Annotated in this window: 21 protein-coding genes; 7 read left to right on the top strand and 14 right to left on the bottom strand. The window is 44.8% G+C overall.

Translation table 11 applies throughout. The annotated features are described in order from the left end of the window. Positions 1 to 31 precede the first annotated feature (31 nt). Both NSQ49_RS14180 and NSQ49_RS14175 read left to right on the top strand, forming a co-directional pair. Positions 32 to 610 (top strand): transposase, encoded by a 579-nt coding sequence (locus tag NSQ49_RS14180; protein WP_251283411.1) that lies wholly within the window; start codon positions 32 to 34, stop codon positions 608 to 610. 168 nt (positions 611 to 778) lie between these two features. Next, the gene (locus NSQ49_RS14175; protein WP_311315894.1) at positions 779 to 2,302 is read left to right on the top strand and encodes an alpha/beta hydrolase; all 1,524 of its coding nucleotides are present in this window, start codon (positions 779 to 781) and stop codon (positions 2,300 to 2,302) included. Positions 2,303 to 2,737: 435 nt separating this feature from the next. On the opposite strand, the gene NSQ49_RS14170 is transcribed toward NSQ49_RS14175, so the two are convergent. Beyond that, positions 2,738 to 3,949 (bottom strand): MFS transporter, encoded by a 1,212-nt coding sequence (locus tag NSQ49_RS14170; protein ID WP_251283413.1) that lies wholly within the window; start codon positions 3,947 to 3,949, stop codon positions 2,738 to 2,740. 258 nt (positions 3,950 to 4,207) lie between these two features. Between NSQ49_RS14170 and NSQ49_RS14165 the strand changes: the two genes are divergently transcribed. Further along, positions 4,208 to 5,827 carry an SWIM zinc finger family protein gene (locus NSQ49_RS14165; RefSeq protein WP_251283414.1) on the top strand — a complete coding sequence of 540 codons (1,620 nt, stop codon included), beginning with the start codon at positions 4,208 to 4,210 and terminating at the stop codon, positions 5,825 to 5,827. Continuing rightward, the gene (locus NSQ49_RS14160) at positions 5,820 to 8,639 is read left to right on the top strand and encodes a DEAD/DEAH box helicase (protein WP_251283415.1); all 2,820 of its coding nucleotides are present in this window, start codon (positions 5,820 to 5,822) and stop codon (positions 8,637 to 8,639) included. Before NSQ49_RS14165 ends, NSQ49_RS14160 begins: the two co-directional genes overlap by 8 nt. Positions 8,640 to 8,646: 7 nt before the next feature. Here NSQ49_RS14160 and NSQ49_RS14155 read toward each other — a convergent pair whose 3' ends face one another. Then, positions 8,647 to 9,033, bottom strand: coding sequence for a hypothetical protein (locus tag NSQ49_RS14155; RefSeq protein WP_251283416.1), 387 nt, complete (start codon positions 9,031 to 9,033; stop codon positions 8,647 to 8,649). Between the two features lie 202 nt (positions 9,034 to 9,235). On the opposite strand from NSQ49_RS14155, the gene NSQ49_RS14150 reads away from it, so the two are divergent. After that, entirely contained in the window at positions 9,236 to 9,634 is a 399-nt protein-coding gene (locus NSQ49_RS14150) for a helix-turn-helix domain-containing protein (RefSeq protein ID WP_159863202.1), read from the top strand. A gap of 447 nt (positions 9,635 to 10,081) precedes the next feature. On the opposite strand, the gene NSQ49_RS14145 is transcribed toward NSQ49_RS14150, so the two are convergent. Then, the gene (locus NSQ49_RS14145) at positions 10,082 to 10,273 is read right to left on the bottom strand and encodes a hypothetical protein (RefSeq protein WP_236566173.1); all 192 of its coding nucleotides are present in this window, start codon (positions 10,271 to 10,273) and stop codon (positions 10,082 to 10,084) included. Positions 10,274 to 10,278: 5 nt separating this feature from the next. Next, positions 10,279 to 10,647 carry a single-stranded DNA-binding protein gene (gene ssb, locus NSQ49_RS14140; RefSeq protein ID WP_159863204.1) on the bottom strand — a complete coding sequence of 123 codons (369 nt, stop codon included), beginning with the start codon at positions 10,645 to 10,647 and terminating at the stop codon, positions 10,279 to 10,281. 266 nt (positions 10,648 to 10,913) lie between these two features. Here ssb and NSQ49_RS14135 point away from each other — a divergent pair, with 266 nt between their 5' ends. After that, positions 10,914 to 11,372, top strand: coding sequence for a YwpF-like family protein (locus tag NSQ49_RS14135; protein ID WP_159863205.1), 459 nt, complete (start codon positions 10,914 to 10,916; stop codon positions 11,370 to 11,372). Positions 11,373 to 11,394: 22 nt separating this feature from the next. Here NSQ49_RS14135 and NSQ49_RS14130 read toward each other — a convergent pair whose 3' ends face one another. From NSQ49_RS14130 to spoIIID, 7 genes are all read right to left on the bottom strand, one after another. Continuing rightward, the gene (locus NSQ49_RS14130; RefSeq protein WP_251283417.1) at positions 11,395 to 11,679 is read right to left on the bottom strand and encodes a hypothetical protein; all 285 of its coding nucleotides are present in this window, start codon (positions 11,677 to 11,679) and stop codon (positions 11,395 to 11,397) included. A gap of 135 nt (positions 11,680 to 11,814) precedes the next feature. Then, entirely contained in the window at positions 11,815 to 12,243 is a 429-nt protein-coding gene (gene fabZ / locus NSQ49_RS14125; RefSeq protein ID WP_159863207.1) for a 3-hydroxyacyl-ACP dehydratase FabZ, read from the bottom strand. A gap of 123 nt (positions 12,244 to 12,366) precedes the next feature. Further along, complete coding sequence (locus NSQ49_RS14120) at positions 12,367 to 12,636, bottom strand: DNA-directed RNA polymerase subunit beta (protein WP_159863208.1); 270 nt, start codon at positions 12,634 to 12,636, stop codon at positions 12,367 to 12,369. A gap of 18 nt (positions 12,637 to 12,654) precedes the next feature. After that, positions 12,655 to 13,482: a flagellar hook-basal body protein gene (locus NSQ49_RS14115; protein WP_251283418.1), complete on the bottom strand. Its 828-nt coding sequence runs from the start codon at positions 13,480 to 13,482 to the stop codon at positions 12,655 to 12,657. Positions 13,483 to 13,516: 34 nt separating this feature from the next. Beyond that, a complete protein-coding gene (locus tag NSQ49_RS14110; protein ID WP_251283419.1) occupies positions 13,517 to 14,356 on the bottom strand; it encodes a flagellar hook-basal body protein in 840 nt (279 codons plus the stop codon). 193 nt (positions 14,357 to 14,549) lie between these two features. After that, positions 14,550 to 15,551, bottom strand: a complete 1,002-nt coding sequence (locus tag NSQ49_RS14105; protein WP_285869202.1) for a rod shape-determining protein — start codon at positions 15,549 to 15,551, stop codon at positions 14,550 to 14,552. A 514-nt stretch (positions 15,552 to 16,065) separates the two neighbouring features. Next, entirely contained in the window at positions 16,066 to 16,338 is a 273-nt protein-coding gene (gene spoIIID, locus NSQ49_RS14100) for a sporulation transcriptional regulator SpoIIID (protein ID WP_009332173.1), read from the bottom strand. A 690-nt stretch (positions 16,339 to 17,028) separates the two neighbouring features. Here spoIIID and NSQ49_RS14095 point away from each other — a divergent pair. Continuing rightward, positions 17,029 to 17,667 carry a LysM peptidoglycan-binding domain-containing protein gene (locus NSQ49_RS14095; protein WP_251283422.1) on the top strand — a complete coding sequence of 213 codons (639 nt, stop codon included), beginning with the start codon at positions 17,029 to 17,031 and terminating at the stop codon, positions 17,665 to 17,667. Between the two features lie 92 nt (positions 17,668 to 17,759). Here NSQ49_RS14095 and NSQ49_RS14090 read toward each other — a convergent pair whose 3' ends face one another. Genes NSQ49_RS14090 through NSQ49_RS14080 form a run of 3 tightly spaced genes read right to left on the bottom strand, consistent with a single transcriptional unit; the run spans position 17,760 to position 22,001 of the window. Then, complete coding sequence (locus NSQ49_RS14090) at positions 17,760 to 18,425, bottom strand: 3'-5' exonuclease (RefSeq protein WP_251283423.1); 666 nt, start codon at positions 18,423 to 18,425, stop codon at positions 17,760 to 17,762. 17 nt (positions 18,426 to 18,442) lie between these two features. Next, positions 18,443 to 20,353, bottom strand: coding sequence for a DUF294 nucleotidyltransferase-like domain-containing protein (locus NSQ49_RS14085; RefSeq protein ID WP_285869207.1), 1,911 nt, complete (start codon positions 20,351 to 20,353; stop codon positions 18,443 to 18,445). After that, the gene (locus tag NSQ49_RS14080) at positions 20,331 to 22,001 is read right to left on the bottom strand and encodes a sodium:solute symporter family protein (protein WP_159863214.1); all 1,671 of its coding nucleotides are present in this window, start codon (positions 21,999 to 22,001) and stop codon (positions 20,331 to 20,333) included. Before NSQ49_RS14080 ends, NSQ49_RS14085 begins: the two co-directional genes overlap by 23 nt. Positions 22,002 to 22,068 lie beyond the last annotated feature (67 nt).

The following is a 22,068-nucleotide window of genomic DNA, read 5'->3' as shown; positions in this document are numbered from 1 at the left end:
ATACAGAGATAATAACGAAAGGAGCAAAAGAATGGCACGCCCTAAAAGAATTTGGAGTCCAGATCACTATCACCATGTAGTCAGCCGTGGAAATTGGAGAGCAAACTTGTTTGAAAACGAATCAGATTTTATCTCATTTTTGTATATCCTCCACTACACTCATCGTTCTGCCAGCCTCGAAATTGCCAGCTACTGTTTAATGTCTAACCACTATCACCTCATGCTAAAAACTAAAGACGTCCCACTTTCCAAGGTAATGAGAACCATTAATAAGGCTTATGCTGATTACTACAATAAAAAATATCAAGTCCAAGGCCATTTATTTGAGAAACGTTTCTTTAGTAAGCCTATTTATGATCTTTATGGGCTGCTGGAAGTGAGCCGCTACATTCACTTAAATCCTGTTGAAGCAAAAATTGCAGATGCTCCGCAACACTACCGCTGGTCAAGCTTCCCCTACTTTTATTACTCACAGAAGCAAACTCCTGATTACCTTAACCTCAAATCCATAACAGATCTATTTTCTGGAAACGACGAAAATATGCAAAAACAAAATTACTGCAGGTGGATGGTAAAAGACATTAAAATTGAACAGCTCAATAATATTTAGGTTTTCACCATAGGAAAAGGGATTAGTGGTCTATAACTGGTATAGGTGCCTGTCACCCTGTTGTTGTACAGAAAATTCAAACAATTAATCATTAAGACCCATGATTCCCATAATTAGTAAAAGTAGAATAGAACTGTAACAAATTTTGTCAAAAGGGAGTGGATTTAACTGAAAAATAAGCTTATTGCGTTATCACTGGCTTCTGCTTTAAGTTTTTCATTTTTCCCGGGAGAAAGTCTTGCCGAGCAGACTTCGCTAGCGAACCAGGTGATCATTCCTGGCGCTCACTCAGTTTCAGAACAATACTTCGACGGGGCCGGCGACAATTGGCTCACTACTAAGAATCCTCTGCAATATGAGCAGGCAACCCTCTACGGCAATATCGGTCTGGCTCCTTATCTATGGGGAAATACAGCAGAAGGAACGGGCTGGCATCAAATGTACAAGCCTGCTTCTGTCACGGGAACTCAGGTAAATGGGATTTTTGAAGATGCCCAGTTTGTCATCCGGGTTCCGGACCACTGGAATGGCCGGCTGGTTGTTTCGGGAATTCCGGCTACGCGAAATGAAACGTCAACCGACCTGCTTTTCAGTGATTATGTACTGGAAAAAGGATATGCATTTGCAGCAATTGACAAAGGCACCCAGGGCGAGGAGGATCCAGCTGACCCATTGGCAAAAGTAAAGAATGCGCTGGCCGGTGAGGATGATAGTGTTGCTGAATGGCATCAGCGATTCCGCCAGATTACAAAAGCCGCACAGCAGTATTTAGCCAGCCATTACCCAGATGGACTGATCGATCCAGATTCCTCAGATCCGGCAAGTGATTTAATATTGAAAGACCATAAAATTCCTACATATGCGATGGGAATTTCCAATGGGGGCTATGTCGTGCGCTATGCCCTTGAAAATGACAATCCGGAGAAAACCGGCGAACCCCGCCTTTTTAATGGAGGAGTCGATTGGGAAGGCGTTTTATGGACGGAGAAAAAGGAGAATTTGATCAGCTCTCTGACCACTGTTGTGAATCATGCAGAGGAAGCTTTGTATGGCAGCGGCAAAGAACAGAAAAAAGCGGTGAAAGAGCTATACAAAGCAGGATTGCCAAAAGGGTCGGAAAAACTGTGGGCCTACCATGACCAGGTATACTGGTTTGTCTCTCTGAATATCTATCGCGATCATTTTGATCCAGAAGCACCCGGCAGGACGGAATGGAGCAATTACCTGAACTTCTTTAATGGCGTGAGAGACCGATCCTATGATCATATTTTTGAAGATTACATGTATGTGACCCGGCCGAAGGAAGTGAAGGAAAATATTAAGGCCGTGTCCAATACCGGAGATATTGATGTGCCGCTGATCTCTTTTACTGGATCACTGGACTCGCTGATTTTCCCGGAAATCCATGCTAAGGGATATCAAAAGCTGGTTAAGAAAGCCGGAAAGCAGGATCTGCACCGCATGTACACAATCGAGAACGGGAACCATGTTGACAGCCTTGTCTGGAACCCAGGCACCGATCCGGATCAAGAACTTCAGCCGCTGCTGCCATACGCTCATCAATCATTTGACCTCTTAGTTGATTGGGTGGAAAATGGCAATGCGGCCCCTGCGAGCAAAACGGTTGATGCACCGGAGAACCCTGTTAAGGTTGTTGATTTGAAAACTGGGGAGGAACGGGGTCCGCGTTAGGACTGCTGTCTGCGGCACACCTACTTGCTATCCGCACAGAAAAATATCTATACGCACACAAATTTTGGTTATACGCACAGAAAAAAATTTATCCGCACAGAAATTTTGCCTATCCGCACATAAACTGATTTTAGTGGCCCATGAAAGTATATCAGGGCGGCTTTTTATAGAAAAAGATGCCCCAATCGCTATAGATTGGGGTTTTTAGGTATTATTTTTGTAAATAAGTAAGTCTTTACTCGCTATCGGGCTTTTGTTTGGACTCCGGAGAGCAAATTAGTGTTCCCTCTGGACGAAGGTGACCCCGGGTTCGGACTCAAACTACTGCTTTTCGGCTTCTGTCCGAAGTTGCCCCACGTTCGGACTTAAACTACTGCCTTCCCGCTTTCTCTATCCGAAGTTATCCCAGTAAATCAGCCTCCCCGAATTCCCCCATTAGCGATAAACCTTCCTGCTGCCCGCCATCAGCCACACCACCACCGGAATCAGCCCAAAGGAAACCACACTAATCCCCGTCCAGCCCCCGGTCTGCCATACAAGCCCGGCAAGCGTCCCCCCGGTTGCAACTCCAAGGTAATAGCTTACGAGATAGATGCTCGAGGCTCCAGCTTTGTGATGGGAAGCCCTCTCATTTACAATAGCTGCCATCAGTGAATGTGCCACAAAGAATCCCAGACAGGTCAGACATAGACCTATTACAATGACTGATAAAGAATGTACATTGGTAAGTAAGGTCCCTCCTATTAAAATGACCGTTCCGGCCGAAACCAGTGTGGTTTTCCTGAAATAAGCAGACATCCTGCCGCCCAGAATGGAACCTGCTATACCAAAGCTGTACGCCAGGTAGGTAAAAGAAATATTTTTTACAGTGAGGTTAAAAGGATCTTGTTCGAGATAAAAAGGCAGGTACGTCCATACTCCTGTAAACGAGAATTGGAGGAGGATTCCCATCGCAAAGGCAGGATAAAGCTTGGTATTTTTCAGATGTGAGCCCATGCCTGACAAGTCTTTTTGAACAGATCTTTTACTGGGCTTAAAATAATGAGATTTTGGCAGAGTCATAAAATATAGGATGAATAATAGAATGGAAAATCCAAATAAGAAGTAAACAGAAGTCTGCCAGCTGGCCATATCTGCAATGTACCCGACGAAGATGCGTCCCGCCATTCCGCCAATGGCATTAGCAGCAATATACATGGTGATGCCGAGGCTGACGCTCCCTGGAGCCAGCTCCTCCCCTAAATAGGCGATAGCTGCTGCAGGCAGGCCCGCTATGCTAAAGCCCTGCAGGAAGCGAAGCACCAAAAAGGTTTCAAAATTAGGCGCAATCGGCAATAGCACCAGCGGCATAATTGTACAGACAAGTGTGATATTCATGATGGAAACCCGGCCAATTCGATCAGATAGAAATCCGAAGAATAACAATCCGAAAATCATAGAAACTACAGCAGCAGACAGTGATAAACCGGCTGCTGCCGATGTAATGTCAAATGAATCCGCCAGCAGCGGCATAATCGGCTGCACGAAATATAAATTAGCAAATACTAAAATGGATGCACTCGTCATCGCAATCATCATTTTTTTGAAGCCGGCATCCCGCAGCGAATATTTATCCGATTCCACTTGTCGAGCGTTTAAAGCAGTCATTTCCCCACCCTGTTCCGTTAAAGCGTTAAATCCATCATACCATTTTATTTCGAGTCACTATACTTTTTTCTCCACGATTCCCGCTAAGAACTTCCCTCAATTATTTTTGAAACAGCGAGCACCTTCATTCCGGCTGTCCTAAATGTTATAATAAAGGAATGTACTTTACAGGGCAGCCTGTTACATTAATAGGTGCCTTGCTTTAATAAATTCGACAAAATTCGGGTGGTGCCTGTCACCAACAAGGGGGTAGAAAGGATGATTCCGGAGCGGTTTTTGGAGCCTTTGGAGTTTGCAGCGAATGAGCTGAAGGGGCTTTTGCGTGCTGAGAATGAGGAGGATGCGCGCCTGGTGCAGAAGGGGCTGATGCTGTTTCGGCAGGGGCTTGTGTATCAGCTTCGCTTTGAAGATGATAAGGTGTTGGCGACTGTTCAGGATGTGACTCCTGCCAAGGTTGAGCTGAATCTGGAGTTCATTCATTTGAGCGAGTGCTCCTGCCCGGCTGAAGGTTTTTGCCGCCATCAGACTGCGGTCTTTCTGCAGCTTCTCTCAAAAGCCAAAAGTGTGTCCATGTGGATTGAAGAGTGGCGGAAGCCGATTAAGGAAAAACAGACGGCCAAGGATTGGGGGCTTCAAAGAGCGAAGGATCTGCTGAAATCCTCCAGCCAGAAGAAGAAGACAGGCTATGACGGCTGGATTGACGGTTTCGAGGAAAGCTTTACCGAGCTGCTGGAAAAACAGGGTGAGCCCCGTCCATATGTACTTCCTGAGCTTTTCCATGTGTATCTGCGGCGCCTGAAAGCGGGAGCACCAGTGGAGCAGGAATGGAAGCTTCTTTACCTTCTGGTCGGCTATGTTTTTTCTTTTAAAAAGCTGATGGCGCTGAGCAGAAAGTATGGCCATGGCGAGGAATTGATAGACCGCTATTACCGCCATCTCTATCAGTCCCTGATGGAAGACTCCGTTGAGATCATGAATAAGCTGTCAGTGCACTCCCTCCCCTTTGCTTTTGATCAATATATCGAAAAGCTGAAGGATGATTCTGCCGGACTAATTACCGGTTCGTTTGGGATGGAGTATGAACGGACCCATCTATACCGGCTGCTGTGGACGCATTTTTTCAAAAAGAAAGAATGGCGTGAAGCGGAGATTGAGAGGCTGGAACCCTCCCTAAACGAAAAGCCCAACATGCCGTCAGTGGCAGGCTATGTGCACCTTCAGATTCTTGAACGCAATGACGAAAAGGCACTCAGTGTTTTAAATGTGCTCAATGAGTTAATGACACCTTATATGCTTTACTGGCTCGATTACTTTTCATCCAATAAGGACTGGAATCGGATGGGTCCTTATGCAGAAGCATTTATCCATAAATTGCGGGATTATCTGAAAACAAATGATGATTATTATGCCTGCATGGATTTTACAAGGATGTCCATCAAGGCGATTTCTCCTTATTGCCTGGAAAGCAGCAAAATGGATCTGTACGAGAAAGCCTTGATGGAGACGCTGCCGTACAGCTACAGTGACTATGAATATTTGCTTTTTGAAAAAGGTGAATTCACGAAATGGGCGGATCTGCAGGCGTTCATTGGCTTTGATCTTGATTCTCTTGGCAAGGACCGGATCAGGGAAATCAGCAAAAAGGAGCCCTCCATCCTTCTGCCGCTATATCATCAATCCATCACTGGCCACATTAATATGAAAAACAGAGATCATTACCGCGAGGCTGTCCGGAAAATGAAAAAGCTTCGCACTCTGTATAACAAGCTGAAACGTCAGGAAGACTGGCAGCTTTTTCTTGAATTGCTGCTTGAAAAAACGAAACGTCTCCGCGCTTTTCAGGAAGAATGCAAAAGGGGTAAGCTAATCGATGCTTAAAACGAGATTTCTCCACGTGAAAGTGAAACCAATAAACAATGCCCGCTACCTGATTTTTGCTGTAAATGAAGAAGGGCGCCAGCTTCCCCCGAAGGAATGGAAGCCACTTCTATTTAACCATCACAGGGAAAGCTTTTTCGGAACCATGCTGGATGCTGCAGAGGCAGACGGGATTAAAGGGATCTCTGTAACAGGCTGGCAGCTTGTCACCCTGTTTGCGGCAGAACAATTCAACCGTTTGATTGATTGGAGCTGGGATGAGACGGCAGAAATATTGCTGGCCTCTTCACATGCTCTTTATGATTCGATCATGGACCAGGAATGGATGCCGGATTTTGCCGCCTGGGAACAGGATCAATTCCGCTGGGCACTGCCGGAAAGTGTGATTAGTGAATTCGGCACAAACTTTTGGGAGCAGACAGTAGAAGGTTCTCCAGTCAGGGAATTTATCGGAGACTTATTTCACCGCTCCCTTGACGGCTATATGAATCAAAACCAGGATGCGAAGGCGCAGTTCGGCGAAAAGCTTGAAGCCTTGCGGAGTGAACATCTCTCACCGCGTGATCTTGCCGCTTATTTTGATGAAGAAAGCTGGCAGGAATGGATTGGGGTCAAAGCAAATGAAGCTCCTTTCTCGATCGGACTTAAGCTGGAAGAGCCCGGGGATATTGATACAAGCTGGGATTTGACCATATTTCTGCGCGGAAAAATGAACCCGGATTTATTTGCCGATTACAAGGACTATTCGAATTATCCGCATGACTGGCATGAATATGAGGATTCAATAGAAAAAGAGATCCAGCGCTGGCTCGAGCTTTTTCCATGGCTTGAAGGCAAGCCCGGCGAGATTTCGACTATGCTGACGGAGGATGAAGCCTGGACTTTCCTGACAGAGGCAAGCGAAACCTTTCTCGCACTTGGCGTGGAAATTCTGCTTCCATCGTGGTGGCAGGCGATGAAGAACGCAAGCCTCAAGGTAAAAGCAAAAGTGAAAGGAACCGGGGGCCATCGCCCCTCGTTTGTCGGCCTTCAGTCCATGCTTGATTATGATTGGCGCTTCAGCATGAATGGAGTTGACTTAACAGAAGAAGAATTCCGGGGCATGGTCGAGGAAAAAAGACGGCTCGTCTATGTTCGCGGCCGCTGGATAAAGCTGGATCCCCATTTTGTCCGCCATATTCAGGATTTAATGAAGAAAGCGGAAAAAGAAGGGCTGCATGTCCGCGATTTGATCGAGCAGGAGCTTATGGCTGACGGGAACACCCAGGAAGACGACCTGGATAATCCTAAAACATTTGCCCGGATTCAGATTGAGCTTAACCGCCAATGGAAACAGATGGTAAAGCAGCTCCGCGATATTAAAAACCTTCCGCTTGAAGAGGTCCCTGCCAGTTTCAAGGGGGATCTCCGACCTTACCAGAAGCTCGGGATGAGCTGGCTGCTGTTTTTGCGCCGCTATGGGTTCGGTGCCATTCTGGCGGATGATATGGGACTCGGAAAAACGATTCAGCTGATCTCCTATCTTTTAAAAGTTAAGAAGGATGAAGACAGCGGCCCCTCTCTCATCGTGTGCCCTACATCTGTTCTCGGGAACTGGCAGAAGGAAATCGAGCGCTTTGCACCAGGCATGAGCGTGTACCTTCATTATGGGTCAAACCGCCTGAAGGGCGAAAGATTTTCTGAAAAAGCTATGGAATCTGATATTGTGCTGACCTCATATGGACTTACCCATATGGATCTCGAGGATTTTGAAGCAATCGAGTGGAGCTCCATTTCGATTGATGAAGCCCAGAACATTAAAAACGCACAAACAAAGCAGTCGCGGGCTGTCCGAAAGTTGAAAGGCAAACACCATATTGCCCTTACCGGAACTCCCATGGAAAACAGACTGACCGAGCTCTGGTCCATTTTTGATTTTACGAATCACGGCTATCTCGGCAGTCTCGGGCAATTTCAGAAGCGCTATGTACTGCCGATTGAGAAGGATGACGACAAAAATAAAGTGAAGCAGCTGCAGGCCTATATCCGCCCCTTCCTGCTCCGCCGTACGAAGAAGGATGAGGATGTGGCCTTGAACCTGCCTGATAAGCTTGAGCAGAAGGAGTACTGCCCGCTGACTGCTGAGCAGGCTTCCTTATACGAGCAGCTTGTCCAGGATACTTTTGCACAGATTGAAAAGCTGTCCGGGTTTGAGCGAAAAGGCCTAATCCTGCAGTTATTAAGCCGCTTAAAACAACTGTGCAATCATCCGGCCCTTTATTTAAAAGAAGAAAAGCCAAAGCACGTCCTCGAACGTTCTGTAAAGCTTGAAAAATTAAGCGAACTCGTCGGCGCTGTTCATGAACAGGGCGAAAGCTGCCTGATTTTTACCCAATATATCGAGATGGGGAACATGATTGCCCGCCTGCTGAAAAAACAATTCGGATTCGACGTGCCCTTTTTAAACGGAAGCGTGCCAAAGCAGGAACGGGATAATATGATCAGCCGTTTTCAGAATCATGAGTTCCCAGTATTCCTGCTGTCGCTTAAAGCCGGCGGTACCGGTTTGAATCTGACGGCAGCAAACCATGTCATTCATTATGACCGCTGGTGGAATCCTGCCGTGGAAAATCAGGCGACTGACCGTGCCTACCGGATTGGGCAAAAGCGCTTTGTTCATGTGCATAAAATGATTGCTACCGGCACACTCGAGGAAAAAATTGATGCCATGCTTGAAAAAAAGCAGTCCCTTAATGACCAGATTATTACGAGCGAGAACTGGATTACCGAGCTTTCAACAGATGAACTGCGGGATCTGGTTCACCTCTCATAGAGTTGATTCAGTCTTCAAGCCCCTTATATGCATTAAGGCTTGGAGGCTGTTCTTTTATTTTTGCATATTCCGGCTTATTAGGCCTTTGCGTCAGAAAAGTGACTTTGCTGCCTTCTTTTATAATAAAACAGGATAGCAGCTCGTATGTAGGCTTCTTGTTCCCCGCGTTAATTGCCACCTGGCTTAACAATAAGTTAAACTTGTAGTGAAGAGTTCTTTCCATATCGTTGAACATGAGTGAAGTATGGCTTCTAAGAGGAATTCTTTGATAGGATTTGTTATTTTGGAGCTTAATGAGCTGAAGCGCATCAAAGAAGCTTGGCTGATGATTGGTATTTAGACATTTATTTTCTGTTTTAAAATACAGATACCCGTTTTTTACTCCTTTATCCATTAAATCACCCCCTTTTATTATTTCAAAAAAATATATTCGACATATTCCGCGAAAATCCTCCTAGTTATTTTTACCTATACTACACAATTCCTAATTTGTGAACAATAATCACTCAGTACATTGTGATCTGCGTTCACAAACAGCCTTTTCAGCTGCTATTCCCGCTAAGTTAAAAGAAAGAAAGTAAACGGCGGTGAAAAGGATGTCTTTACCTGAAATACTGAAAAAGTTAAGAACGGACCGAAAGTGGACTCAGGATTTTGCTGCTGAAATGCTGAAAGTGGATCGTTCAACCATCAGCAAATACGAAACAGGAAAGGTCACTCCCACATACCAAACCCTCGTACAAATGGCAGAAGTCTATAAAGTGGACAAGACCTTATTGACTGATAAATTGGAGAACCCCTCCTCCTACTCGGCGGACAAGTCTGTTTTAAAAGAAAACCCCGATGATAAGGATATGGAGATGATCCGGGAAATCATCAGCCATTATCCCGACCTGAAAAAAGCCCTCCTGGACATATACACCTTTAACGAAAAGAAAAAGGCCCTCGCTGTGAGAGTCATTAAGAGCAGCATTCATGCATTGAAGGACTTTTAGTTAGTTTTTAGGAATCATGTAAGGGGAACTCGGTAGAGCTGGGTTTACATTGGACTGAGAAGATTAGGTGCTGGGTAGAAGAGTTGGGTTTCTTTCGACTTTTGCTGCGTAAATTTGGGATGGCAGTTTTGAGTCTTGGCCTGCTTCGGACTTAAAATGCGGAATTCGAGTTTGGGTCCGAACCTTGGACTTCTCTGGACATATAATCCGTAAACCCGACATGCTTTGCCCGATCCTCAATCCTCATCCGACACAGAACGTGAATAGCCGAGACGCAGGGCTCAAACCTCTTCTAACTTAGAAAGCCTAAATGACCAACACCATGAACCTACCAAAAAAAAAATAACCCGGCACAGAGGTACCGGGTTCCAATTTGGGGAGTTTTGAGGATATGATTGATTCTCTATATGGAAGGAATTTGTGTGGACAGCTGAATGGGGGATGCCGTCAGTTCATGATGGAGAAGCGTTTTGGTGTTTGGTGCTTTTGCATATGGCAGTTTTGCATGACCGTTTCACGGATGAACGATTCAAGCTGGAGAACGCGCTTGTTAAGGTCATCGACTTTGTGGTTTGATTTTCCAAGCATTTTGATGAGGCTTTCGAGCATATATTCCAATGCCTTTTCTCTTTCAGACACTTCATTCAAAATGGCAGCTCCTCCTTGGTCACGGACACCGGGATGCCCTCTGCCTTCTTACGGTCAAGGAAGCGGACGGTTTCCGCTACCACCTCTGTTACATAAATCCGTTTCTTTTCCTGATTATCATAATGCCTTGTCTGGATCCGCCCGGTTATTCCAATCAGGGTTCCTTTCCGGCAATACTGCGATGTATTTTCTGCCGTTTTCTTCCATAGAGTGCACTGCACAAAATCCGCATCGATTTCACCCTTCTGATTACGGTATTGGCGGTTTACTGCTAGCGTCACATTCGTCACCGGAATTCCCTCCTGTGTCCTTTTCAGCTCAGGATCCCTTGTCAGCCTTCCCACTAGGGTCACTTGATTGATCATGGTTTTCATCTCCTCTCTTGATAGCCTTATCATAGCCGGAACTTCATCCCTGTGTAAAAAAGCAAAAATGTGTTTTTCTCAGTGCTTTTTCGGCAAAAACACTCATGAAATTTAGTTTTCAGCCTCTTTTCTGCAAAAAACCGCTTCAAAAATTCGATTTTCAGCATAAAAAAAAGAAAATTCGACATACTGTCAAATTCGCTTTCAGTTTGGGCTGTGTTATAATTTTTTTATAGACAACTTATTTTGGGAGATGGAGGTAAGCCATGAAAACATTTAAACTTGTTTCTCTGCAATTGGTGGAAGAAAAGGGCCTGGTTGATATTGAACTGGATGATGGATTGATTATCAATAAAGAAGATGAGAAGAGCAGCTGGCTCCTGGAGGCTTTTGTTGATAAATCCTATCTTGAGTACTTCAAAAAGCGCGCTGATGACAAAGACGAACTGACCATCCAAGTTGTTATTACCAAAAAAGAAAACGATCCAGCCGCATTCCAAACTAAAATTACCTCTATCAGCGAACTGGAAAACCATATCAGCATCCTTTTTGAGGGATCACTCAGGAGAACGAAAAATGATTACGCCGAATTGCTGCTTCAGGACCTTTTAGATAAGGGATACAGCGGCGACAGCCTGATTGACGAATTCAAGGAAAAAATGCAAAGCAAGCCCCGCCTGGCTGCTGCAAAAAAAGAAAATAAAGAAACTCCCGCTCAGTCATAACGGGAGTTTTTTCTTTTAATTATTACTTATCCTTATTATCTTCATCCTGCATATCAAGATTATCTTCCACAGCATCTTCGCCCGGCTCGTTGTTGTCTTCCATCATGTCCCCGTCGTCATCAGTATTGATGTCGTTGTCATCTGTGTTTTCATTCAGATCATTCACATCTCCATTTTCCACATCACCATTTTCCTCAGTGATTGTATCATCCTCCGGCGGCGGCTCCTGGTCGTCAGTGGCACAGCCTGCCAGTAGCATGGCGGAAAGAACGGATCCTCCGATAAGTGTTAAAAGCTTTTTATTCATCGTAAAAGCTCCTTTCAAATGATGTATTGTTGACCTGCTGCATTGGTCTTCCTTTATATTTCCCAAAAATCGAAACAACTTGCATATTTTTTTACAGAAAAAATCCCGCACATGGTGTACGGGATTGTTTTAGCATTATCTTTCAATCGCAAACATAATTTCGGCTTCCATTGCCACTTCGCCATCCACGGTCGCAACGGCTTTGCCTTTTCCGATTCCTCTGCGGACGGAGAGCAGTTCGACCTCCATCATGAGTGTATCGCCAGGCCGCACCTGGCGCTTCCAGCGGCATTTTTCCACTCCGGCAAAAAAGGCAAGTTTTCCTTTATATTCATCCAGTGACAGCAGTGCCACAGCACCAGTCTGTGCACAGGCTTCAAGCGTCAGGCATCCCGGGAACACATTGTAATTAGGGAAATGCCCATTGAATACTTCCTCATTGGCACTTATATTCTTTTTGCCGACCGCTCTTTTTCCAGGCTCAAGCTCTTCAATCGAATCCACGAACAGGAATGGATATCGGTGAGGGATAATTTCTTTTATTTCTTCTACATTTAATTTCATATGTATCGCTCCCATGTATTATTTAGCACCAGATACTAATAGCTTATATTCATTTTACTAAAAAAACGATGCTGCGCAAAGTGCCAACAAAAAAAGAAGGGTTTGCTGCCCTCCTTTTCATTTCTATTCTTTTTCCACCAAATCCATAATATGCGTCCAGGTGGACTTTGTAAAAATATCCTTTACTTCGCCGCCGCCAATGACACCATACCCGACTGCGGCTCCTGCCATAACGCTCAGGAAAATTAAAAGCACGACAATAATAATCCGAAGCCAGATCGGAATGAGACGGATGCGAACCCGCCCTTTACGCGGTGACTCTTCTTCGCTGCTTTCTTTTTTCAGTTGTTCACGCGTCTTGACTGCTTCTTGATTACTGTTGTTTACTGACATTTTATTTCCCCTTTATATCTAACGTATTCCGTTGACCAGTCCCATCATTTGATCAGCCATGGAAACGGATCTGGACTGAAACTGATAGGCCCGCTGGAGGTTGATCAATTCTGTCATTTCCTTGGATAAATCCACATTGGATTGTTCCAGAGAACCCTGGACCATTCCAATCTGTCTGCGGAGCGCACCGTTCAGCTCTGAAAAAATCCCTTCGCCGTCTATACCCTCAGGCAGGCCAAGAAGATTTTCGCCTTTTTGCTCCAGGAATTGAGGCTTGTTGATTAAAACCACTCCAAGATTGAATTCCTGGATATTCCCATTCGCAGCTTCTGCCAAAAAACTCCCTGATTCAGTCACTTTAAATTTATTCGCCTGTCTATTTATTATAATCGAATTATTATTTTCATCAAGAACCGGAAGTCCCTCCGCTGTCACAAGCATGGTCTCATTGTCGGACACAGGTGTTAAATAAAATGCGCCTGCTCTTGTAAATCGCACTGCAGATCCGTCTTCCGTCTGCTCGAGCACACGGAAATACTGGCCTTCCTTTGTAAAGGCAAGGTCAAGCTGTCTGTCTGTCGCCTTTAATGAACCCTGCTGCATGACCATTTGGGACTGTGCCAGCTTAGCGCCGACTCCCTGCCTGAAGCCTGCCGGTGTCAGCCTCCCTGCTTCAGCAGCCTGATTTGGCTGATTATTGAACTGCTGAAAGAGCAAATCAGTAAAATTGGCTTCACGTCTTTTATAGCCTGCTGTATCAATGTTGGCCACATTATGGCTGACAATATCCATCTGCTTCTGCAGCTGGGCCAGTGTATTTGTGGCTGTAATCATAGTTCGATTCATTGTTTTTCCCCCTTAGCGGGTCTGCCGCCGGGCATTACCCGATCCGCCCAATTTCATTTGCGGCTTTCTCCATACTGCGGTCATATGCCTGCAGAACCTTTTGGTTTGCTTCAAAAGAGCGATAGGCGGCCATCATATCCGTCATTGTGCGGGAAGCATCTACATTGGAACGCTCCAAAAAACCCTGCTGCAGCTTGAATTGAACATTCTGTGCATTATAGGCATTTTCAAGAACGCTCTCTTCAGTCACTGCAAAAAGGCCGTCTCCTTCTTTTCGCAGGCTTTCGGGATTTTGGGCAAAAGTGATGCCGAGTCTGGCAGTTTCACCCGCTTCACCCGTAATCATACCATCTTCACTTACAGTAAAACGGTCACTGGAAAGCTGAATCCGCTCACCCGCATTATCCAAAATATATAATCCGCCTGCTGTCGTCAAATAACCTCCGGCATCAATGGTAAAATTCCCATTCCTCGTATAGCGCGGCTCGCCATCCATTCCAGCTGCGGTATAAAAGACCGTTCCTCTTAACCCTGTATCCTGATTTGCCGGCATATTAAGATCCAGTAATGCCAGGTCTGTCCCGAGGCCTGTTTCCTTCATATCTCCCTGCAAGAAGGACGGAAGCGTCTCCTGCATATAAACCCCTGTAGTTAATCTGCCAACTTCATTATTAAAAGGAAGGTTTAGTCCATTTTCCGTCGGTATGCTATGCTGCCCCATGCGCTGTAAAAGCATTTCCGGAAAAGCCCTCAAGCTTGTCTGGTCTGCTTTAAAGCCGGGTGTATTGGCATTTGCCATATTATTTGTCAGTACTTCCGTTCTCCGCTGCTGTGCAAGCATTCCGGAAGCAGCTGTGTAGAAACCTCTAAACATCTGTTTCACCTCTATTTATTCCGAACAATATATGCTAGCTCTATTATAAGAAACTTTCCGGCAATAAACATTAAAAATTTGAAGAATCACGTCAGGTTTTGCAAAATGCTGTCCCTATATGTCATCGGATAAAATGGAAAAATGTTTACAACAATCACCTAAAAAAAACCCGCCAAAGTGGCGGGTCCATTCATTATACAAACTTCCTCTTCGGAAGCTTATCAATATTATCAAGCATGATGCCAGTTCCAACGGCTACGCAATCCATCGGGTTTTCGGCAATCAGGACAGGGACTTTCAGCTCTTCCGCCAGAAGCTGGTCGATTCCGTGAAGAAGTGCGCCGCCTCCTGTTAAAATAACCCCGCGGTCAATGATGTCTGCAGACAATTCAGGCGGAGTGCGTTCCAGCACACTTTTAGCAGCCTGAACGATGACATCAACTGATTCTGCCAAAGCACCCTGAACTTCATCAGAACGAACCGTAATGGTTCTTGGAAGACCCGAAACCATGTCGCGGCCGCGGATTTCCATTTCTTCGTTCTTGCCGCCAGGGAATACAGTCCCGATCGTTACTTTAATATTTTCTGCTGTTCTTTCACCGATTAATAGCTTGTACTCTTTTTTGATGTATTGAAGAATTTCGTTGTCAAATTTATCTCCGGCCATCTTAATAGATGAAGATGTTACAATGTCACCCATTGATAAAACTGCGACATCCGTGGTTCCGCCGCCGATATCGACAACCATGTTGCCGCTCGGCTGGAAGATATCCATGCCTGCGCCGATGGCTGCAACTTTTGGTTCTTCTTCGAGGTAAATCTTTTTGCCGCCGCTTTTCTCAGCCGCTTCCTTGATCGCTTTCTGTTCAACACCTGTCACATTTGTCGGGCAGCAGATCAGAATGCGCGGCTTTGATAAAAAGCCTTTTACATTTAGTTTATTAATAAAATGCTTCAGCATCGCTTCTGTTACATCAAAGTCGGCAATAACCCCATCTTTTAGCGGGCGAATCGCCACGATGTTACCCGGCGTACGGCCGACCATACGGCGCGCTTCTTCTCCTACGGCAAGCACCTTGTTTGTATTCCGGTCAATCGCCACTACAGACGGTTCATTCAGCACAATACCGCGCCCTTTAACATGAATCAGCACATTGGCAGTTCCTAAATCAATCCCAATATCCCTAGCTAACATTTCTTTTTTTCCTCCTTGCAACATGGCCAGCTTCTGTCCGCACCTTTGAAGGCTCTCTCTATTTAGGCATTCTTAAAGCGAACTTCGCTTATTAATTTTTAGTTAGATGATCATTTCATATTCGTATCAGCAGTTAAAGCCACGCAAAAAAATCAGTTCTTTAATAAAAGAAATGATTTTGCCTGGCATCTCTTTAGGAGTCCTAGTCTTTACGAACCAAGTTCTATCCTAATTTTATATTTTAACACATTCCTTGTGAAAACAGTAACATTTTGACATATTTTGTGAGACTTTTTGAGGGTTTTTGTCGAAATGGGGAAAAGGATGCAGGCGACTTGGTAAGGGGCTTAAATCCATAGAGCGCGCCCTGATTCAGGCAATGGAAACAGCTTATGAGCTTTTAGCCCCCGGAGCCGCAATTGAGGTTCATGTACAACATTGAAAATTAAGTGTGACACTGCTAAAATGGCAGTCTTTAGCCTTTAACGCCTTTATAGGCGCCATCTGTTTTTTTTCATTTAACTGGCTCTTCTTCCATTTCTTCTTTTTTATACTTCATTTTAGTGGCTTCACCGCCGCGCAGATGGCGGATCGATTTATGATAATCCAGGATTTCCTTTACTTCGTTTGCCAGTTCAGGATTGATTTCAGGCAGTCTTTCCGTCAAGTCTTTATGGACTGTACTTTTGGATACGCCAAACTCCTTCGCGATTACGCGAACCGTTTTCTTCGTCTCCACGATATACTTTCCAATCTTGATAGTTCTCTCTTTGATGTAATCGTGCACACCACTCGCCCTCCCCGATTTGGATGTGAGAAGTGTGAAATGAGACTCGCTTTCTGTCTGGTTATGAACTGTATTCCGCATGAATTCCTGATTAATTGATGTTAATCGTACATGCGCCTGAAAAGCTTGCTTTCAGTTTGCGGTAATTAAACATGTCCTCAACATATTCATTAGTTTTAGTAAAACGAACCCTCACCTCATACATTCTCTTTGTAAGGTTTGTAACAGTTTATTAGCTTGGTTGAGGGAATATGCACGAAAAACGCAATAAGGACAAGGTTTTGTGTAAATTTTTTGAAAATAGGACATCTGGAAGTCAAAATAAGAAATGTTTTCAAAAAATTTTTAAGTTAATTGAAAACTAAACAGCCTAAAGACCAGTGATGAAATTCCTGATTTTTATCGTTGCATCGATGATTTCCGGGATTTTCCGCTCAGATTCGACAAAATCCTTCATTGCTGCATCATTCAACCTGAAGTCAACAAACCACATCTTAGGAAATAGATAATTGCTTATATCTAGTAATCGATGAAGGTATAGAACTATATGTTTTTCCGGAATCAAGATGAAAGAGCCAGGAACTCCTTCCTATTGTGAAGCGGATATATATACCGTACTATTTTTTCGGGAAACAATACATTTAATTGGTTATTAATCCACTATATTCCATAAGATAGGATGAACATAGAATGCAAACACGCAAGGAAAGAATTCAAAATGATAAAAAAAGGAAGCTGAAAGCAGGGGGAATGACTGCAGCTAGCGCCGTTTTTGCGGCATTGATCGCTTCTGCCGGTTTCAGCGCTTCAGCAAAAGAAGCCCATGCATTGACAGGATTCTATAAAGTGAAGCAGGGAGATACTTTATATAAAATCTCCAGGCAGCATGATATGACGGTTAAAGAATTGAAAGCGGTAAACAATCTTAAGTCTAATACCATCCATCCGGGCCAAACACTGGAGGTTCGCATTGAACGTCATACAGGAGAACCTGTGAATAACCAGACAGCTGTTTATACCGTGGTGCCGGGCGATACACTTTGGGGAATCGCCAAGCGCTATCGGATGGATGTCAATGAATTGAAAACATTGAACAATATAAAAAGGGATATGGTCCTCATCAGCCAAAAGCTGATCATTAAAGGGAATATTTCCAAAACAATGGCCATCATCACCGGTGCGGCAGACAATTTTACGGTGGAATTTAAAAACGGGAATGATTATTTCACATTAAAGGTACCTTATGGAACAGCACAGTCTTATCAAGAAAGGGCAGGTAAAGAAATCCTCGTGGTTTACAAGGACGATGCTCTGATCAATGGACAATAAAGGGATGGAAGGCCGGTTTCAGCCGGCTTCCCCTAGCTAAACTACATCAACCACCCGCTCATCAACATTCCAACCACGTATATCTGAAGCGCTTAATAATGCAGAGATCTCATTTGACTGTCTGTTGCTTTAATCAATTCCCCCCAGGTTTGATAACCCCTCTGCTGAAATTGAAAAAGCAGCTCTACAAATAGGTAAGCGGTCATTAAAGCATCCCCAGCTGCCCGATGGCGTTCATATATGCGGGTGCCGAATGCCATGGCATACCTTTCAAGATCTCGCATATCGAAGGACGGAGCAATATATCCCATCAGATCTAGCGTGTCAATGGTCAGGAAATTTTTTAATACAAGCTTTTCGCGTTTACATTCACTCTTTATAGCCAAGGCATCGAAGCTTACATAATGCCCAACCAGGCATACCGCCTCCCTTGATTCGACATACTCAAAGAAGCTCTGAATAGCTTCCAGGGCATATGGGGCGTCTTTTACCTGCTCATCAGTAATAGAGGTTAGTTCTTTTATTTCCCGAGAAATTTGTCGGTTTGGGTTAACATATGTCTGAAAAAGGTCCTTTTCCTGTACTTGCAATCCTTTCACCGGGACTGCGCCAATCTCAATGATCCGGTCTGAGGCAGAAACCTGAAATCCTGTTGTTTCCGTATCAAAGACAATAAAATTCAGATCTTCAAGTGGAGTGGATAATGGAATCGTTTCATATCTTATCGGACATGACACATTTTTTCTGAGAAAGAACATACCAGCCTCCTTCAGTGCTATACTGTGAATCTTGCCAATGCATGACTCTGCAGCTCCTTTAATGTCTTTAAGCTTAGAATCAATTCTTTTTTTTCACGGGTAGACAATCTCAATAATGATACAACGGACGATAGGACCGCACCGTTTTTTTCCTGCTGCCAGCGCCGGTTGACATACAGTGTCAGGATAGTGCTTACAGATTCTATCAAGTCGTGTGTAAACTCCTTTGAAAATACCTGCCTATCCTTTAGGAAATCTATTTTTTCAAGAGGAGTTCCTGATAGTTTTCCATGCGTCAGCGACAAAATTTGCAGGCTGTGATGATAGGGAAATAGAACCTCTTTTTTCATATCCATGCTTTTGCGCTGCAGCTTAAATAAGGACCGGAGCGGCTGACCTAACGCAGGAATGGGCTGTTCCCTTTCAAGCTGTGCCAGCCGGTATAGAAAGATTCTGGATTTTTTCATCTGCTCCAGAATCCTGGCTTCGAATTTTGCATGAAGCTCTTCACTTCCTGAAATTAGCCGATAAGAGAAAAAGTTCTGCGCAGACAGTAAATTGTCATTAGTAGATTGAAGCATCCAGGTCCGCAGCCGCTCCTCCCATACGGACAGTGCCCCCCGCCATTTCTTCTCACTGCACATCATTAGCCCTTTGCACCGTGCGTAACCGGCACTCTCCATGTTAGAAGTGATCCTTTTTCCCAGCTCTTCAAAAAATTCGCCGGCTTCCTTCGAGTGGTTCTCATAAACCAGGAAATGGTCCTGATCTGTGAGCATAAACTGTTCTCCGCGGCCGCTTGAGCCCATGTGATAGAAAGCATACTCGCATGGCTGCTGCAAACCTTTTTCCTTCAGTTCTGAAATAGATAATGCTATGATTCTGCCCGCCAGGCGGTCGTATAGTTTTGTAATGATATCAAGCGCCTTTAATATAGGAACACGGTCTCTTAGTAAGGAATCCATTATCTCATAGATGCCGGTTTTTATTTGCGGCAGGCTGTCCCGATCGGCTTTTTCGATTTTTTGAACCGTCTTTATTACATTCTCATTTTTCTTTCTCAGCAAATCTGATAGTGTCACAATCCCTGCGACCTTTGAATCTTCCATGACAGGGAGGTGTTTGATTCCCTTTAACAGAATCAGTGAAAGGGCGTCATAATAATAGGCAGACCTGGATACGGTGATTGGATTGGCTGTCATAATGGTGCATGCCGGAGCCGTCATATCTGCCCCTTCAGCAGCAGCCCATTCCACAATGTCTCTTTCCGTAATAATTCCTTTTAAGCTGTCCTTTTCTGTAACGAGAACCGAACTAATCTTTCTTTTTAGCATGAGCTGGGCAGCTTCCTGAATGGCTGCAGCCGGGCTGACTGCGGCCGCCTCACTGCTCATGACATCCTGAACCCTGATCATGAGCGCATCATTTTCACCATAATCTGTTGCCAGCTTAATCTGTTCTGCAAGTGACGTGTATACATCCTTCAATCTGACAGCTACCTGAGCCAGCAAGTAATCATGAACTGCCGGATCACCCCACCTTTTTCTCACCACTTCAAAGGGAATGAACATCGCCTGTACCTCACTTGAGGCTTTGACTTCAACCAGCTCTGCAGGAGGCTGTTTGGAAACACCCAGGAAATCGGATAAGCTGGAAAAACCAATCAGCTCTCCTGTCTGGATCACTTCGAGCACTTCCTCCCTCCCGCTGTGATCATTTTTCACCACTACCTCTGAAAGACCTTCTAAAAGGAGCAGAAGACCATCACGAGGTGTATTTTTTTTCAGGATCATATCGTTCTTTTTGTAGTGGCGTACTTCGCACATAGATAAAAGCGAAAGGGCTGTGTCAGATTCCACCCCATGAAAAAAAGGGTGAAACCGCACAGCCTCCAGATTGTAAAGGTTATACAGATTTTGATCCATCATCGTTCATCCATACTTCACCATCTTTATATACCATTTGCTCCGGATAGCGAAGATCCATAACTTCCTCCTGAATTTTTTGCGAAGGAGCCGCTGTCATGAGTGAAACAATAATATTAGCAGCAAACGCAGCTGCGGCACCAAACACTCCTGCACCTGTATCAATGATTCCAAGGATTGTAAATCCTCCATATTTAGCTGCAAAGATGTATGCCAGCGTAACACCTAACCCGACCAGCAGTCCTGCAATAACCCCTTGTGAGTTTGAACGCTTCCACCACACACCCAGAACGAGAGCCGGGAAGAATGTCCCTGTCGCGAGCGCAAATGCCCAGGCCACAATCTGTGTAATAGCTCCTGGCGGATTAAGCGCGATCACACCGGCCAAAAGAGTGGCGATGACGATTGACCAGCGGGCAACTGAAAGGCGTGTTTTTTCCGTTGAATTCGGTTTTAGCACCCGGTAAAAAATATCGTGGGCAAATGCAGAAGAGATCGAAATCATCAAACCACCCGCTGTTGATAAAGCAGCCGCCATAGCCCCCGCTGCCACCAGGCCGATAACAAACATGCCAAGATTGGCAATTTCTGGTGTTGCCATAACCACAATATCGTTCGAAATAATGAGTTCACTCCATTGCAGCACACCATCACCATTTCCATCTGCGACTTGCAGCTTGCCTGTATCCACCCACGTCTTCGTCCAGGCTGGAAGTTCAGCAATTTTGCTGCCCGCTACCTGTGTCATAAGGATGAAGCGGGAAAATGCAGCATAAGCTGGAGCGGACAGGTAGAGCAAGCCGATAAATAATAATGCCCATGCACCAGACCAGCGTGCAGCTTTCATAGTGGACACAGTATAAAAACGGACAATAACATGCGGAAGACCAGCAGTACCAGCCATCAGGGTAAACATAAGGGCAAGGAACTGCCACTTTGTTCCATTGGTGAATGGCGCAAAGTATTCAGATATTCCTAATTCGCGATCAAGCTCACCCATTTTTCCGACTATATCACCGTAAGAAATCCAAGGCAAAGGGTTCCCTGTTAATTGCAGCGCCATGAAAATGACCGGAATTAAGTAAGCAATAATTAAGATAATGTATTGGGCAACCTGCGTCCAGGTAATCCCCTTCATACCTCCAAATGCAGCATAAAAGGCAATCAGAATCACCCCGATCATTGTGCCTATTTTCGCATCAATTTCAAATAAACGGCCAATAACCACCCCGGAACCTGACAGTTGTCCGATTGAATATGTAAAGCTGATGATAATGGTGCAAATAGCTGCGAGAACACGCGCTGTATGGCTGTCAAAGCGATCGCCGATGAATTCCGGAACCGTATAGCGTCCATATTTCCGAAGCTGTGGTGCCAACAGGAAGGTTAACAGCAGGTATCCGCCCGTCCAGCCCATAATATAGGCAAGTCCATCATAGCCTAGAAGCATAATGGTTCCTGCCATCCCGATAAAGGAAGCGGCACTCATCCAGTCAGCGCCAATTGCCATTCCATTGAAGATTGGCGGCACTCCGCGGCCGGCAACATAGAACTCGGACGTCTCTTTGGCTTTATTGTAAATGGCTATGCCGATATACAAAGCAAATGTAGCTAAAATGATGGATAATGAGACCAAAAACTGTGTATCCAAGAACATCCCCCTTTTTTTCGATCGATTTTTTTTGACACCCCATTTATCTCTCTGTATAGCGGAGGGT

Source organism: Cytobacillus sp. FSL R5-0377 (assembly GCF_038004385.1).
In the GTDB taxonomy this organism is placed as follows: Bacteria; Bacillota; Bacilli; order Bacillales; family Cytobacillaceae; genus Cytobacillus.
This window is presented reverse-complemented; position numbering and strand designations above follow the sequence as displayed.

Coding starts and splice junctions, on each gene's coding strand:
- NSQ49_RS14165 (WP_251283414.1), top strand. CDS start 4,208: ATGATTCCGGAGCGGTTTTTGGAGCCTTTGGAGTTTGCAGCGAATGAG.
- ssb (WP_159863204.1), bottom strand. CDS start 10,647: ATGATCAATCAAGTGACCCTAGTGGGAAGGCTGACAAGGGATCCTGAG.
- NSQ49_RS14110 (WP_251283419.1), bottom strand. CDS start 14,356: ATGTTTAGAGGTTTCTACACAGCTGCTTCCGGAATGCTTGCACAGCAG.
- NSQ49_RS14120 (WP_159863208.1), bottom strand. CDS start 12,636: ATGTCAGTAAACAACAGTAATCAAGAAGCAGTCAAGACGCGTGAACAA.
- NSQ49_RS14115 (WP_251283418.1), bottom strand. CDS start 13,482: ATGAATCGAACTATGATTACAGCCACAAATACACTGGCCCAGCTGCAG.
- NSQ49_RS14150 (WP_159863202.1), top strand. CDS start 9,236: ATGTCTTTACCTGAAATACTGAAAAAGTTAAGAACGGACCGAAAGTGG.
- NSQ49_RS14170 (WP_251283413.1), bottom strand. CDS start 3,949: ATGACTGCTTTAAACGCTCGACAAGTGGAATCGGATAAATATTCGCTG.
- NSQ49_RS14130 (WP_251283417.1), bottom strand. CDS start 11,679: ATGAATAAAAAGCTTTTAACACTTATCGGAGGATCCGTTCTTTCCGCC.
- NSQ49_RS14095 (WP_251283422.1), top strand. CDS start 17,029: ATGCAAACACGCAAGGAAAGAATTCAAAATGATAAAAAAAGGAAGCTG.
- NSQ49_RS14105 (WP_285869202.1), bottom strand. CDS start 15,551: ATGTTAGCTAGGGATATTGGGATTGATTTAGGAACTGCCAATGTGCTG.
- NSQ49_RS14180 (WP_251283411.1), top strand. CDS start 32: ATGGCACGCCCTAAAAGAATTTGGAGTCCAGATCACTATCACCATGTA.
- fabZ (WP_159863207.1), bottom strand. CDS start 12,243: ATGAAATTAAATGTAGAAGAAATAAAAGAAATTATCCCTCACCGATAT.
- NSQ49_RS14160 (WP_251283415.1), top strand. CDS start 5,820: ATGCTTAAAACGAGATTTCTCCACGTGAAAGTGAAACCAATAAACAAT.
- NSQ49_RS14090 (WP_251283423.1), bottom strand. CDS start 18,425: ATGTTCTTTCTCAGAAAAAATGTGTCATGTCCGATAAGATATGAAACG.
- NSQ49_RS14155 (WP_251283416.1), bottom strand. CDS start 9,033: ATGGATAAAGGAGTAAAAAACGGGTATCTGTATTTTAAAACAGAAAAT.
- NSQ49_RS14135 (WP_159863205.1), top strand. CDS start 10,914: ATGAAAACATTTAAACTTGTTTCTCTGCAATTGGTGGAAGAAAAGGGC.
- NSQ49_RS14085 (WP_285869207.1), bottom strand. CDS start 20,353: ATGATGGATCAAAATCTGTATAACCTTTACAATCTGGAGGCTGTGCGG.